The sequence below is a fragment of the Variovorax sp. YR750 genome, assembly GCF_900109805.1.
Taxonomy (GTDB): Bacteria; Pseudomonadota; Gammaproteobacteria; order Burkholderiales; family Burkholderiaceae_C; genus Variovorax; species Variovorax gossypii.
Genome location: NZ_FOBJ01000009.1, coordinates 230,321 through 243,708 on the forward strand (window position 1 = coordinate 230,321; position 13,388 = coordinate 243,708).

At 66.9% G+C, this 13,388-nt stretch carries 13 protein-coding genes and 1 tRNA gene; 7 read left to right on the top strand and 7 right to left on the bottom strand.

Annotation, left to right across the window (positions count from 1 at the left end; genetic code table 11):
• Positions 1-33: 33 nt before the first annotated feature.
• Positions 34-249: a tautomerase family protein gene (locus BMY35_RS19975; RefSeq protein WP_093202735.1), complete on the top strand. Its 216-nt coding sequence runs from the start codon at positions 34-36 to the stop codon at positions 247-249.
• Between the two features lie 75 nt (positions 250-324).
• Here the strand turns inward: BMY35_RS19975 and BMY35_RS19980 are convergent.
• From BMY35_RS19980 to cysS, 6 genes are all read right to left on the bottom strand, one after another.
• Positions 325-417 (bottom strand) — tRNA-Ser (locus tag BMY35_RS19980).
• A 27-nt stretch (positions 418-444) separates the two neighbouring features.
• On the bottom strand, positions 445-1,713 hold the full coding sequence (locus BMY35_RS19985) for an aspartate kinase (protein WP_093202738.1): 1,269 nt from the start codon (positions 1,711-1,713) through the stop codon (positions 445-447).
• Between the two features lie 55 nt (positions 1,714-1,768).
• Positions 1,769-2,746, bottom strand: coding sequence for a tRNA lysidine(34) synthetase TilS (gene tilS, locus BMY35_RS19990; RefSeq protein ID WP_093202740.1), 978 nt, complete (start codon positions 2,744-2,746; stop codon positions 1,769-1,771).
• Positions 2,747-2,761: 15 nt separating this feature from the next.
• Positions 2,762-3,745, bottom strand: a complete 984-nt coding sequence (locus tag BMY35_RS19995; protein ID WP_093202743.1) for an acetyl-CoA carboxylase carboxyltransferase subunit alpha — start codon at positions 3,743-3,745, stop codon at positions 2,762-2,764.
• Positions 3,746-3,895: 150 nt separating this feature from the next.
• Positions 3,896-4,546 (bottom strand): DNA-3-methyladenine glycosylase family protein, encoded by a 651-nt coding sequence (locus tag BMY35_RS20000; RefSeq protein ID WP_093202746.1) that lies wholly within the window; start codon positions 4,544-4,546, stop codon positions 3,896-3,898.
• 17 nt (positions 4,547-4,563) lie between these two features.
• The gene (cysS, locus tag BMY35_RS20005; protein ID WP_093202748.1) at positions 4,564-5,940 is read right to left on the bottom strand and encodes a cysteine--tRNA ligase; all 1,377 of its coding nucleotides are present in this window, start codon (positions 5,938-5,940) and stop codon (positions 4,564-4,566) included.
• Positions 5,941-6,144: 204 nt separating this feature from the next.
• On the opposite strand from cysS, the gene BMY35_RS20010 reads away from it, so the two are divergent.
• The 6 genes from BMY35_RS20010 to BMY35_RS20035 all read left to right on the top strand — a co-directional run bounded on the left by BMY35_RS20010 (position 6,145) and on the right by BMY35_RS20035 (position 10,260).
• Positions 6,145-6,735, top strand: a complete 591-nt coding sequence (locus BMY35_RS20010; protein WP_093202751.1) for a tetratricopeptide repeat protein — start codon at positions 6,145-6,147, stop codon at positions 6,733-6,735.
• 81 nt (positions 6,736-6,816) lie between these two features.
• A complete protein-coding gene (locus BMY35_RS20015) occupies positions 6,817-7,410 on the top strand; it encodes a peptidylprolyl isomerase (protein WP_093202753.1) in 594 nt (197 codons plus the stop codon).
• Positions 7,411-7,434: 24 nt separating this feature from the next.
• Entirely contained in the window at positions 7,435-7,947 is a 513-nt protein-coding gene (locus BMY35_RS20020) for a peptidylprolyl isomerase (RefSeq protein WP_093202756.1), read from the top strand.
• Positions 7,948-7,984: 37 nt separating this feature from the next.
• The gene (locus BMY35_RS20025; protein WP_093202758.1) at positions 7,985-8,761 is read left to right on the top strand and encodes a UDP-2,3-diacylglucosamine diphosphatase; all 777 of its coding nucleotides are present in this window, start codon (positions 7,985-7,987) and stop codon (positions 8,759-8,761) included.
• Between the two features lie 17 nt (positions 8,762-8,778).
• Entirely contained in the window at positions 8,779-9,570 is a 792-nt protein-coding gene (locus BMY35_RS20030) for a M90 family metallopeptidase (protein WP_093202761.1), read from the top strand.
• 93 nt (positions 9,571-9,663) lie between these two features.
• Positions 9,664-10,260: a hypothetical protein gene (locus BMY35_RS20035; protein WP_093202764.1), complete on the top strand. Its 597-nt coding sequence runs from the start codon at positions 9,664-9,666 to the stop codon at positions 10,258-10,260.
• 98 nt (positions 10,261-10,358) lie between these two features.
• Here the strand turns inward: BMY35_RS20035 and BMY35_RS20040 are convergent, their stop codons facing one another.
• The gene (locus BMY35_RS20040; RefSeq protein ID WP_093202766.1) at positions 10,359-13,211 is read right to left on the bottom strand and encodes a DUF349 domain-containing protein; all 2,853 of its coding nucleotides are present in this window, start codon (positions 13,209-13,211) and stop codon (positions 10,359-10,361) included.
• Between the last annotated feature and the right edge of the window lie 177 nt (positions 13,212-13,388).

Below are 13,388 nucleotides of genomic sequence, written 5' to 3' on the forward strand. Positions count from 1 at the left end.
CCTTCATCCGCACGTCAAAAGGAGAAAGACACCATGCCATTCGTCAGCATCCGCATCACCCGCGAGGGCAACACCGCCGAGCAGAAGGCCCAGGTGATCAAGGAAGTCACCGAGACGCTGGAGCGCGTACTGCACAAGCCGCCGGAGTGGACCCACATCACCATCGAGGAGATCGACACCGACAACTGGGGCTTCGCGGGCGTCACGACCACCGAGATGCGCAAGGCCCAGGCTTCGGGCAAGCGCTAGGCTGGGCGACCCGATCTGTCACAGGGCAAAAGAAAAAACCCCGTCGATCAAACGATCGACGGGGCTTCATCAACTTGGCGGAACCGGAGGGATTCGAACCCTCGATGAGGCTCTACACCCCATACTCCCTTAGCAGGGGAGCACCTTCGGCCACTCGGTCACAGTTCCTGAAAGAAGCCGAGATTATGCCACTACTTAGGCGCCCGGCTGATCCAGATCGAAGGCTTTATGCAGTGCGCGCACTGCCAATTCCATATATTTTTCGTCGATCACGACCGAAGTCTTGATTTCGCTGGTCGAGATCATCTGGATGTTGATGCCCTCTTCGCTCAGCACGCGGAACATCTTGCTCGCCACGCCCACGTGGCTGCGCATGCCGATGCCGACGATGCTGACCTTGCAGATCTTGGTGTCGCCGACCACTTCGGTCGCGCCCAGCGAGGGCATCACCTTCGACTGCAGCAGGTCGATGGTCCGCGCGTATTCGTTGCGGTGGACGGTGAAGCTGAAGTCGGTCTTTCCGTCCTTGCTGAGGTTCTGGATGATCACGTCGACTTCGATGTTGGCGTCGGCCACGGCACCGAGGATGTGATACGCGATGCCCGGCTTGTCGGGCACGCCGAGCACCGAGATCTTGGCTTCGTCGCGGTTGAATGCGATGCCGGATACGACGGCTTGTTCCATGTTTTCGTCTTCCTCGAAAGTGATCAGCGTGCCGGACTTGGCCTCTTCATTGATGTCGATGTCCCACGGCGTGAAGCTCGAAAGCACGCGCAGCGGCACCTTGTACTTGCCGGCGAATTCCACCGAGCGGATCTGCAGCACCTTGGAGCCCAGGCTCGCCATCTCGAGCATCTCTTCGAAGCTCACGGTGGTCAGGCGGCGCGCATCGGGCTCGACGCGCGGGTCGGTCGTGTAGACGCCGTCGACGTCGGTGTAGATCAGGCATTCGTTCGCCTTCATCGCCGCGGCGATGGCCACGGCCGAGGTGTCGCTGCCGCCACGGCCCAGCGTGGTGATGTTGCCCTCGTCGTCCACGCCCTGGAAGCCGGTGATGACCACCACCTTGCCGGCGTTCAGGTCGGCCATCACGCGCTCGTTGTCGATGCTCTCGATGCGAGCCTTGGTGTAGGAGTTGTCGGTGCGGACCGAAACCTGCCAGCCCGCGTAGCTCACGGCCTCGACGCCCTCGGCCTGCAGCGCGATGGCCAGCAGGGCCGACGACGCCTGCTCGCCGGTGGAAGCCAGCATGTCGAGCTCGCGGTTGTGGGCCACGCCCGGTTTGCTGGGCGCCAGTTCCTTGGCCAGGCCGAGCAGGCGGTTGGTCTCGCCGCTCATGGCACTCGGAACCACGATCATCTGGTGGCCTGCGCGCGCCCACTTGGCGACGCGCTTGGCGACATTCTTGATGCGCTCGGTCGAGCCCATCGACGTACCGCCGTATTTGTGAACGATCAATGCCATGGGTGAATTCAGAGAAAAGAAAAGGGCCGCTGGATAGGCGGCGCCCTGCAAGCGGTCAGAGCGAAGTCTTCGGCGAGGGCGGGGCATTGTACCAATGCAGGAAATCGCCCTTCCGCTCGACGAAACCGGCGGCCACCTTGAGATGGATGCGGTGGCCGCGCGTGGTGCACGCGCGGACCTGTTCGAGCAGCTGGTCGAGCTGCGCCGCGCTGGGCGCGCAGCCGTGCGACTGCATCAGCCAGTGGCGCAGCAGGTTGGCCTGGCGCGCGCACGTCAGCGTCTGCAGAGTGGCGATGCGCGGCGGGCTCCCCACGCTTTCCAGGTCCTGGGCCGCCAGCTCGTTCAGCAGCTGCTGGGCCTGTGCGGCGTGGCCCACGCTGCGCGCGAAGGTGGCGCGGAATTGGGGAAAGGCCTGCTCCAACGCGGGCAGCAGCACGGAGCGGATCCTGTTGCGCGTGTAGCGCGCGTCGTCGTTGGTCGGGTCCTCGATCCACTGGAGGTCACGGCCGGCCAGCCATTCGCGGATCTCGGCGCCCGCGACCCCGAGCAGCGGCCTGTAGATGTCAAGGCCATTGCGCCGTGCATGCGCCGGCATGGCAGCCAGCCCCGGCAAGCCCGCGCCACGCGACAACGCAAGAAGCAGCGTCTCGACCTGATCGTCGGCATGGTGCCCGAGCGCCACGGATCGGATGGCTGCCCCGCCCTCCCCGTTGCGTGCCATTTCCGCAAACGCCGCATAGCGCGCGCGCCGCGCCGCATCCTCAGGGCTTTCGCCTTGCGCATGCCGCGCGTCGACGCGATGGACGATCAAGCGCACGCCCAGCCGCTCGCAGGTCGAGCGGCAATGCTGCTCGAATCCGTCGGCCGCGGCCTGCAGCCCGTGATGCACATGGAAAGCGACCACCTGCCTCGGCCAGCGCAATGCGCAGGCAGCGAGCAAGGCCGTCGAATCGGCGCCTCCGCTGAACCCCACCGCCAGCGGCCAGTGCGCCGGCTCGAACGCGGCAATGGCGCGTTCGAAAGCGGAGTTCATGACAGCGCCCGCCTATTACCTGCCGCCGCTCTCGGCCTTGGTGTCGTTGAAGCGGCCGTAGCTCTGCAGGCGCTCGTAGCGGCGCTCCAGCAGTTCCTTCGGCTTCAGGTCGCTGACCTGGCGGAAGGCGTCGTTGAGGGCGCGCTTGAGGAACGCAGCCATCTGGCGATGGTCGCGGTGCGCGCCGCCGACGGGCTCGTTCACGATCTTGTCGACCAGGCCCAGCGCCTTCAGGCGATGCGCGGTGATGCCCAGCGCATCGGCTGCTTCCTGCGCCTTCTCGCCTGTCTTCCAGAGGATGGAAGCGCAGCCTTCGGGGCTGATCACGGAGTAGATCGAGTACTGCAGCATCAGCAGCTGATCGCCGACCGAGATGGCCAGCGCGCCGCCGGAGCCGCCCTCGCCGATGATCGTGACGATGATCGGCACCTCGAGCTGCGCCATCTCGAAGATGTTGCGGCCGATGGCTTCCGACTGGCCGCGTTCCTCGGCGTCGATGCCGGGGTATGCGCCGGGCGTGTCCACGAAGGTGAACACCGGCAGCTTGAACTTCTCGGCCGTCTTCATCAGACGCAGCGCCTTGCGGTAACCCTCGGGCTTGCTCATGCCGAAGTTGCGCGCGGTGCGCTCCTTCGTGTCGCGGCCCTTCTGGTGGCCGATGACCATGCAGGGCACGCCGTTGAAGCGAGCGAGACCGCCCACGATCGACAGGTCGTCCGAGAAGTGACGGTCGCCGTGCAGTTCGACGAAATCGGTGAAGATTTCATTGACGTAGTCCAGCGTATAGGGGCGCTCCGGATGCCGTGCGATCTTGGTGATCTGCCAGGGCGTCAGGTCGCTGTAGATGTCCTTGGTGAGCTGCTGGCTCTTCTTGCCGAGCTGATCGATTTCTTCAGAGATGTCGACCGCGGATTCGGTCTGCACATAACGCAATTCTTCGATCTTTGTTTCGAGCTCGGCAATCGGCTGCTCGAAGTCGAGGAAGGTTCGTTTCGCCAACGTCTTCTCCTGTTTATTTCAGTTTGCTGCCCGCAAGTCCGTCGCATCCATTCCAGGAACACCGCGGAACCGGCTTCGCCGGGCCGCAGGTGTTGCCCCCTTGAGGGGGTTGGCGAAGCGACACGAAGTGCGCGCAGCCTGGGGGTGTTGCTAGTACGCGACTGGAGCGGGGTCCAGCGATCGCCAAATATACCAAGTCGCCACGCTGCAATAAGGCGCCCAGGCCACTGCGACGTCGCGGGCATCGCTGCGGCTGACCGGATCGCCCGAAAAGTAGTTGACGCTGATGCCGTGGAGCAGCCCCAGGTCGTCTACAGGCAGCACGTTCGGGCGCATCAGGTGGAAGATGAGGAACATCTCGGCCGTCCAGCGGCCGATGCCCCGGATGGCCACGAGCTCCTCGATGATCTGCTCGTCGTCCATGTCCTTCCATGCATCGACGTGCACCAGGCCCGAGTCGAAATGCAGGGCCAGGTCGACGAGGTACTCGATCTTGCGGGCGGACAACCCTGCTCCGCGCATGTCGTCGACCTTGAGCTTGAGCACGTTGGCCGGCGTCAGCTTGCGCGGCAGCGCGGCGAACTTGTCCCAGACCGACTGGGCGGCCTTCACCGAGATCTGCTGGCCGACCACGCTGCGCGCGAGCGTGGTGAACGCGTCGCCGCGCGACTCCAGGCAGGCGTCGCCGAACTTCGGAATCAGCCGCTTCATGACGCGGTCTTTCCGGGAGAGATGCTTGCATGCCTCCTCCCAATAGTCCGGCGTGTAGATCGTGACGCTGGACTTCCTGGGGGCGGGCATGGGGTTCGTCGTTCCGTTCACTGCGCGGCCGCCCAGGTCGTGCCCGTGGGCGAATCCTTGAGCACGATGCCCTGCTCGAGGAGTTCCTGGCGGATGCGGTCGGCTTCGGCGAAGTTCTTCGCTGCCTTGGCGGCGGCGCGCGCGTCGATCTTCGACTGGATGGTGGCTTCGTCGAGCGTTGTTCCGGCGCGCAGGAAGGCCTTTGGGTCGTCCTGCAGGATGTTCAGGCAGCCGCCCAGCGCCTTCAGCAGGCCGGCCTGCGTGGCCGACTGCGTGCGGTTCACTTCGCCCGCCAGCTCGAAGAGCACCGCCACCGCCTCGGGCGTCGCGAAGTCTTCGTCCATCGCGGCCCTGAAGCGCGCTGCGTGCGGGTCGGCCCAGTCGATCTTCACGTCGGCAGGTGCCACGAGGTCGAGCGCCGTGTACAGGCGCTTGAGCGAGGCGCGTGCATCGTCGAGGTGCACGTCGCTGTAGTTCAGCGGACGGCGGTAGTGCGCACGCAGCACGAAGAAACGGATCGTCTCCGCGTCGTACTTCTTTAGCACGTCGCGGATCAGGAAGAAGTTGCCCAGGCTCTTGGACATCTTCTCGTTGTCGGTCACGATGAAGCCGTTGTGCATCCAGTAGTTGGCCAGCGGCTTGCCGTTCGCGCCTTCGCTCTGCGCGATCTCGTTCTCGTGGTGCGGGAACTGCAGGTCCTCGCCGCCGCCGTGGATGTCCAGCGTCTCGCCGAGCAGTTCGCAGGCCATGGCCGAGCACTCGATGTGCCAGCCCGGGCGGCCCGCGCCGAACTCGCTGGCCCACTTCACCTCTTCGGGTTCGCTGGCCTTGGCGCTCTTCCAGAGCACCGGGTCGAGCGGATCGTCCTTGCCGTCGAGCACGGCCACGCGCTCGCCGGCATGCAGCTCGTCGATCGACTTGCCGCTGAGCTTGCCGTAGCCCGGGAACTTGCGCACCGCATAATTCACGTCGCCGTTCTCGGCGCGATAGGCCAAGCCCTTCTTCTCGAGCGTGCCGATCATCGAGAGCATCTGCGGGATGTAGTCGGTGGCGCGCGGCTCGTGCGTGGGGCGCTCGATGCCGAGCGCGTCGGCGTCCTCGTGCAGCGCGTCGATCATGCGGTCGGTCAGCGCGCGGATGCTCTCGCCGTTTTCAACGGCGCGGCGGATGATCTTGTCGTCGATGTCGGTGATGTTGCGAACGTAGGTCACGTCGAAGCCGCTCGACTTGAGCCAGCGCTGCACGATGTCGAAGGCGATCATCGACCGGGCATGGCCGAGATGGCAGTAGTCGTAGACCGTCATGCCGCAGACGTACATGCGCACCTTTCCCGGTTGCAATGGGGAGAAATCCTCCAATTCACGCGACAGCGTGTTGTAGATGCGCAGACTCATGAGATTCGGAAAGCGTCATTTCGCGCGCGTGCGGCACGGGCGAAAGACGGTGTTTTTCAGGGGTGACGGGGACTGTGGTCGCGAGGGGGTCGACATGGCCCCTCGGCTACAATCCGGGCAAGTATAAACGGCTGCCACCGCGCAGCGTCCGGGTGTTCCCCAAGCCCGCAAGCCTTCATCTCCCCCCATTTCCGTCGAGGCTTCATGAAGCACGCCGCATTCTCCAGACTCTCCATTGCCTTCGCACTGCTGTTCGGCCTCTGGGGCTCCGCAGCCCATGCGAACGAGTACGACGACGTGAACGCGCTGCTGCGCCAAGGCAAGTCGAACGAGGCGCTCGCCAAGGCCGACACCTACATCGCCGGCAAGCCGCGCGATCCGCAGATGCGCTTCCTGCGCGGCGTGATCCTCACCGAGCAGAACAAGCAGGCCGAGGCCATCATCGCCTTCACGCAGCTCACGCAGGACTTCCCCGAGCTTTCCGAGCCCTACAACAACCTGGCCGCGCTGTATGCGTCGCAGAGCAAGTTCGACCAGGCGCGCGCCGCCCTCGAGCAGGCACTCAAGCTCAACCCGAACTACGCCACGGCGCACGAGAACCTCGGCGACGTGTACGCGCGTCTCGCGGCACAGGAATACGTGCGCGCCCAGCAGTTCGCCAGCACCAACGCCAGCGTTGCGCCCAAGCTCGCGCTGATCCGACAGATCTTCACCTCGAAGACCGAGGCCGAGGCGGCGGCCCTGCCCGCGGCACCCGTGGTCATCCGCAAGCCGGTCGGCCGCACCAGCAAGTAAGCAGCCAGTCGCCGCCGTTCCGGGCGCCGCAATGGCGCCCACCGCGCGGCCCCGTTCCCTCATCCGCAAACGGAGCTCCATTTGACGATCAACTCCCTCTCCCGTTTCAGCCGCCGCGGCGCCCTCGTGCTGGCCGCAGCCTTCGCGTTCGCCGCCACCGGCCACGCGCAATCGGCAACGCCGCGCGTCAAGCTCGCCACCTCGGCCGGCGACATCGTGGTCGAGCTCGACGAGGCCAAGGCACCCAAGACGGTCGAGAACTTCCTGCAGTACGTCAAGGACAAGCACTACGACGGCACGGTCTTCCACCGCGTGATCGACGGCTTCATGATCCAGGGCGGCGGCTTCACGGCCGACCTGCAGCAAAAGTCCACGCGCGCTCCCATTCCGCTGGAAGCCAGCAACGGCCTGAAGAACGACAAGTACACGATCGCCATGGCCCGCACCGGCAACCCCAACTCGGCGACCTCGCAGTTCTTCATCAACGTGAAGAACAACGACTCGCTCAACGCCCCCAACCCCGACGGCTACGGCTACACCGTGTTCGGCAAGGTCGTTGCCGGCACCGACGTGGTCGACAAGATCCGCGCGGTGGCCACCGGCAACAAGGGCGGCATGCAGAACGTGCCGCTCGAGGCCGTCACCATCAAGTCCGCCACCGTGGTGGCGAAGTAATCCCTTTCAAGTAGGAGTCCTCTCATGAGCAATCCCCAAATCGAACTGCACATCAAGAACCTCGGCGTGATCACGCTCGAACTCGACGCCGACAAGGCGCCGAAGTCGGCCGAGAACTTCGTCGCGTACGTGAAGAAGGGTCACTACGACAACACGGTGTTCCACCGCGTGATCCCCGGCTTCATGGTGCAAGGCGGCGGTTTCGAGCCCGGCATGAAGCAGAAGCCCACCGACGCCGAGATCCAGAACGAAGCCAACAACGGCCTGAAGAACGACAACTACACCGTGGCCATGGCCCGCACCAGCGCGCCCCACTCGGCCACCGCCCAGTTCTTCATCAACGTGGCAGACAACGGCTTCCTGAACCACACCGCCCCCACGGCCCAGGGCTGGGGCTATGCCGTGTTCGGCAAGGTCACCAAGGGCGCCGAGGTGGTCGACAAGATCAAGGGCGTGAAGACCGGCCGCAAGGGCTTCCATGACGACGTGCCCCTCGAGGACGTCGTGATCGAAAAGGCCGTCGTCATCGCCGAATGACCGGCGACCGGCTCGGCTCGGCAGCAGCGGCGGCGGCATGAGCACGGTGGCGAACCCGGCCTTTTCGGAGCTGGTGGCGCCGCCCGCGTGGCGCACGGTCGACCTCATCTCCGACCTGCACCTGCAGGCCGGCGAGCCAGCCACCTTCGAGGCCTGGCAGGGCTACCTGCAGACCACGCCGGCGGACGCCCTCATCATCCTCGGCGACCTGTTCGAGGTGTGGGTGGGCGACGATTCCGCCACCCAGCCCGGCTTCGAGGCGCAATGCGCCGAGCTCCTGCGCCAGACCGCACAGCGGCTGCCGGTGTTCTTCATGCACGGCAACCGCGACTTTCTCGTCGGTGCCGCGTTCGCCGCGCAATGCGGCCTCACCCTGCTCGATGACCCGACGGTGCTGGTGCTGCACGGCCAGCGCTGGCTGCTGAGCCACGGCGACATCCTCTGCCTCGAGGACACCGAGTACCTCAAGTTCCGCGCGCAGGTGCGCACGCCCGGGTGGCAGGCCGCATTCCTCGCCCGGCCGCTGGAAGAGCGCCGTGCGCTCGCGCGCTCCATGCGCGTGCAGAGCGAAGACCGCAAGCGCAATCCGTCGATGGTCTGGGCCGACGTCGATACCGCCGCGGCGCGCGACTGGCTGCATCGCGCCAACGCCCATGCGCTGGTGCACGGCCATACGCACCGCCCGGCCGACCACGACTTGGGCAACGGCCTGCGCCGCATCGTGCTGAGCGACTGGGATGCCGACGCGCATCCGCCGCGCGCGCAACTCCTCTGCCTGTCCGCCGCCGGCGCGCAGCGCGTCGACCTGCGCTAGCCGCGCCGCCGCCAGCAATGTTCAAGTGGCTGCGCCGCCTGCGCGCCCTGCCCCCGATTCCCGAAGCCGCCTGGCAGGCCACGCTCAGGCGCTATGCCTTCCTGGGAGCGCTGCCGGATGCCGACCGCCAGCGGCTGCGAACGCTCACGGCCGAGTTCCTGCGCGACAAGGAGTTCCACGGCGCGAAGGGCTTCACCATCACCAACGAAGTGGCACTGGCCATCGCGGCGCAGGCCGTGCTGCCCGTGCTGCATCTCAAGGGCGGGCTCGACTGGTACGACGATTTCGTCGGCATCGTCGTGCACCGCTCCGAGGTGGTGGCACGGCGCAAGGTGATCGACGAAGCCCAGGTGGTGCACGAATACGGCGAAGTCGTCGCCGGCGAGGCCATGGACCGCGGTCCCGTCATGCTGAGCTGGGACGACGTGCTGGCCAGCAGCATCACCAGCGAGCGCGGCTACAACGTCGTCATCCACGAGTTCGCCCACAAGATAGACATGCGCGGCGGCGACGCCAACGGCTGCCCGCCATTGCCGCCCGGCTTCGCGGGCCAGCGCAATTCGCGCGCAGCCCGCGCAGCCTGGATGGCCGTGCTGCAGCCCGCCTATGACGATTTCCGCGAGCAGACCATCAAGGCGGAGCGCTTCGGCACCGAGGCGCCGTGGCTCGATGCCTACGGCGCCACGTCGATCAGCGAGTTCTTCGCGGTGGCCTGCGAGGCCTACTTCGTGAACCGCCCGAACTTCGCCCGCGACTTCCCCGGCGTGCTCGCGATCTTCGATGAATTCTTTCTGCCTAAAAGGCTCTAATCCCTCGCCCAATCTCGCTCTTCAGCTACCGATTCGATAGCATCACAACCCTTACCATTGATGGGTTATCAACTCACCAAAAAGGTAAACAACATGAGGGATTGGTTCTATCAGCTGACGGGCAAGGCGTGGATCGCGCTGGTGTTCGGCATCGGCATCCTGGGCTGGGCGGGATATGCGCAGTTCAAGGCGAGCTCGGACACGCACGGCACCGCCGTGGAAGATCTGGTCGCGAAGAGCGGCACGATCGTCAGCGGCAGCGAAGTCACCGAGACCACCAAGCGCCGCCGCGGCGGCAGCACCACGCGCCGCTATTTCGTGCTCGACGCCAAGCTGGCCGACGGCAACACGGAGAAATGGCGCGTCGACTACGCGGTGGGCCGCAGCAAGCTCGAGCCGCTGATCGACGAGGCCGTCGAGGTGCGCGTCGATCCTTCGGACAACAACCTGGTCTACGAAGTGAAGCTCAAGGGCAAGCCCGTGGTGTCGCTGGCCGATGTGCAGAAGATCATGGAAGTGAAGGACAAGGCCGCGGCATCGAGCGCCACGGACAAGGGCACGCTGATCGTCGGCGCCATCGCCCTGCTGCTTGGCATCGGCGGCCTCTTCGCCCGGCGCAAGATCCGCGACAGCTATCTGGCCGAGCAGGCTGGCACCGTGCAGACACCGGCCATCGGCGAAAAGGTCTGAAAGAACGGCTGAGAGAAACTCGGCATCGGCGCTGACGCGCCAATGAAAAAGGCGCCCCGCGGGGCGCCTTTTTCATGGCCGAAGGCTGCCTTCTTCCCTTACTTCCGCAGCAGCGCCTTCAGCGCGTTCTGCAGACGTCGCGCGCTGGCGGCATCGTGGGCCGCGGCCAGCACCTTGCCGGCGTCCTGGCCCCAGGTCTGGGCAGGCGCCGGGTCGCCGCGCTTCGTCAGCAGCTTGAGCTGCAGTGCACGACGCGCGTCGAGTTGCTCGGCGGGCGTCGGCACCTCGGCAGCCATTTCGAGGCGCAGCAGCGCTTCGGCAGCATCGTTCGCCGCAGCCGTAGGCGCGGAGCCGATGGCTTGCGACCAGCCGCTGCGCACGGCCGGCGTAACCGCGCGACCCAGTTCCTGGATGCTCGGCAGACGGCTGGCGTCGCGCTGCTCCCAGGCGCCCAGCACCTGGGTCAGCGCTTCGCCATGGGCCTGCGCCGCGAGCTTGCGCAGCGCCATGTCGGCACGCTCGAGAGCTTCGCGCTGTGCACGGAAGGCTGCGTCGCCCAGGCGCGGGCCGCGGTCTTCGCGCGGAGGACGATCGCCGAAACGGCCGCCGGGCGCGCCACGGTCGCCACCACGAGGGGCTCCACGATCACCGCGATCGCCGCCAGGACGACCCGGGCCACCGGCACCGGGACGGCCGCCATCGCGGCGGTCGCCGAAGCGGCCGCCGGCCCCGCCGCGCGCGGCAGGTGCCGGCTCGGCCTTCTTGCTGCTCGGACGGTCGTCGCCGCGCATCGCCACGACGGGCTTGGGCGCGGCCTTCGGCGCCGCGGCCGGTGCTTCGACGGCTGCGGCAGCTTCGCCGGCGTCGTGCGCCGCGCCATCGGTGCGTGCCGAAGCGTCGGCACCGTCTGCGGGCGCCACGAGGTCCGTCGAAGCGGCGGGCGCCGCGACCGGATCGGCGTGCGTGCCGGGCGATGCTTCCGCGTCGCTCGGGCTGGGCGCCTGTTCGGCGCTTTCACTGAATTCGGCGGCTGCCTGCCCCGGCGCCACGACCTCGGTCGCGCCGACCGACGGGCCGTCGGCCTTCGGTGCGGGCGGCGGCACCTCGCCACGCAGCGCGGCTTCGAGGCCGGCAATGGCCGCGCGGATCTTCTGCGCATCGCCGCCGGCGTTGGCCGCGTCGAGCGCCTTGGATGCCTCGAGCACGTGGCGGTCGTGCGCGTTCATCGCGGCCGACGCCTTCTCGCGCTCGGCGGTCTTGCGGTTGAAGGCTTCGTCGATGGGCGCGCGGAAGGCGTCCCACAGCTTCTGTTCATGGCGGCGATCGAGCGGCACGCTCTGCGCCTCAGCCTGCCAACGCTGCTGCAGCGCCTTGACGGCGTCGATGCGCAGCACCGACTGCGCGCCGAGCTCGGTCGCCTCGGCGATCATGGCCTGGCGGCGTTCGACGCTGGCCTTCTGCGCCGTCTCGAACGGCGCACGGGCGGCACCGAAGGCTTCGTTCCACAGCGGCTGCAGTTCGGCGAACACCTTCTCGCCCACGTGGCCGGCGTCGCGCCAGCGGTCGGCGAACTGGTGCAGCGCGCGGTTGTGCGCCTTCAGGTCGGTAGCGCCGGCATGCTCGGCAGCCCAGCCCTTGACCTCCTCGATCAGCGCGACGCGCAGGGCGCGGTGCTCGGCCGCATCGGCGCGGACCTTCTCGAGCCAGGCCTCGACCACCTTGTGGGCTTCGTTGCAGGCTTCGTCGAAGCGCTTCCAGAGCGCATGGTTGGGCACGCCGCCCTGGTCGGCCTGCTTCCACTGGTCGCGCAGGGAGCGCAGCGTTTCCTGCATCTTGCGGCCGCCGAGGGCCTGGCCTTCGGGACGCTTGAGCAGCCCCTCGGCCTTGGCGACGAGGTCTTCGCGAACCTTGTCGGCGCTCCAGCGCTGCCAGCCTTCGAGTTCGCCGGCAGCCACCAGCGCGGCATGCACGCGGGCTTCGAGCGGTGCCTCGACCAGCTTGCCATGCTCCTTGAGCACGGCGCGCAGCGCGGCGGCCGCGCCGGCGCTGGCCTTGCCGTGGCCTTCGGCGGTTTCCTGCTCGAGCTTGGTCAGCGCGGCCTGAACGGCGTCCTGGGCGGCGGCACGCACGGCCGGGTCGACCTTGGGGGCAGCCGGACGGGCGGGAGCAGCGGGCTTGGGCGCCACGACCTCGCCACGCGCGGCGCGCAGTTCGTCGGCCCACACGGGCACGGGCGGCAGCGGTGCCGCGGCATCGGCAGCGGCTGCAACAGCCTGCGCCAGCGCGCTGTGGAAGGCGTCGGACACCACCAGCAGCTGCGACTTGGAGGATTCGAGCTGCGGCGCGAACTTGGCGTCGAGGCTGCTCCAGTTGGTATCGGCGACGATCTCGGCCGCCTGCTGCTGCCAGTGCGTCACGTCGGCGCGCAGCGATTCCTCGGCGACCTGGGCATCCTGCCAGCCCTTGGTGGACAGCACTTCGAAGCGCTGCGCCAGCAGCACGGCAGCCTCGCGGTGTACCTGCGCGCGATGCTGCAGGTCTTCGATGCCCTTGACGCGCTCGGACAGCTTGAGCTTCAGGCCGGCCAGCGGCTCGCGCGACAGCGGAGCGCCAGCCTTGGCGGCGTCGCGCTGCCAGGCGAGCGCGTCGGCGATGTTGAGCTTGGACTGGGCGACGAGGGCTTCCGCCTTCTGTGCCCATTCGGCGGCAATCGCCTCCTGGCCCTTGGCGCGCTTGAGTTCGTCGAGCTTTTCGCGCAGCAGGCGCGCGGCGCCCTTGTCACGACCGCTCAGTTCCTTGAAGACTTCCTGCATCTGCTCGGGCGCCGGGTTGCCCGCGAGCCAGTCGCGGATGCGCGCGGCGCGCTCGCCGGAAGTCGGCGCGGTGAAGGCGCCGCCGGTGAGCGTGTCGAGGGCCTGAATGTCGTGTGGCTTGGAAGAAGTAGAGGTCACTGCGCGAAATCGTTGTCTTGGTAGAGAAAGCGAAGGCGCCGGCAAAGGCCGGCGCACATCGACATTTTCACCCACTTGCGGTCGCCCGCAGAAATCCGTACCGAAACGGAGACGCGCGCGGGGTCGTGGGTGGTGGAGCCGACGGACTACATATATAGCAAGCCGGAGGAAAAAACC

Coding starts and splice junctions, on each gene's coding strand:
- BMY35_RS19975 (WP_093202735.1), top strand. CDS start 34: ATGCCATTCGTCAGCATCCGCATCACCCGCGAGGGCAACACCGCCGAG.
- BMY35_RS19985 (WP_093202738.1), bottom strand. CDS start 1,713: ATGGCATTGATCGTTCACAAATACGGCGGTACGTCGATGGGCTCGACC.
- tilS (WP_093202740.1), bottom strand. CDS start 2,746: ATGAACTCCGCTTTCGAACGCGCCATTGCCGCGTTCGAGCCGGCGCAC.
- BMY35_RS20000 (WP_093202746.1), bottom strand. CDS start 4,546: ATGCCCGCCCCCAGGAAGTCCAGCGTCACGATCTACACGCCGGACTAT.
- cysS (WP_093202748.1), bottom strand. CDS start 5,940: ATGAGTCTGCGCATCTACAACACGCTGTCGCGTGAATTGGAGGATTTC.
- BMY35_RS20010 (WP_093202751.1), top strand. CDS start 6,145: ATGAAGCACGCCGCATTCTCCAGACTCTCCATTGCCTTCGCACTGCTG.
- BMY35_RS20020 (WP_093202756.1), top strand. CDS start 7,435: ATGAGCAATCCCCAAATCGAACTGCACATCAAGAACCTCGGCGTGATC.
- BMY35_RS20025 (WP_093202758.1), top strand. CDS start 7,985: ATGAGCACGGTGGCGAACCCGGCCTTTTCGGAGCTGGTGGCGCCGCCC.
- BMY35_RS20030 (WP_093202761.1), top strand. CDS start 8,779: ATGTTCAAGTGGCTGCGCCGCCTGCGCGCCCTGCCCCCGATTCCCGAA.
- BMY35_RS20035 (WP_093202764.1), top strand. CDS start 9,664: ATGAGGGATTGGTTCTATCAGCTGACGGGCAAGGCGTGGATCGCGCTG.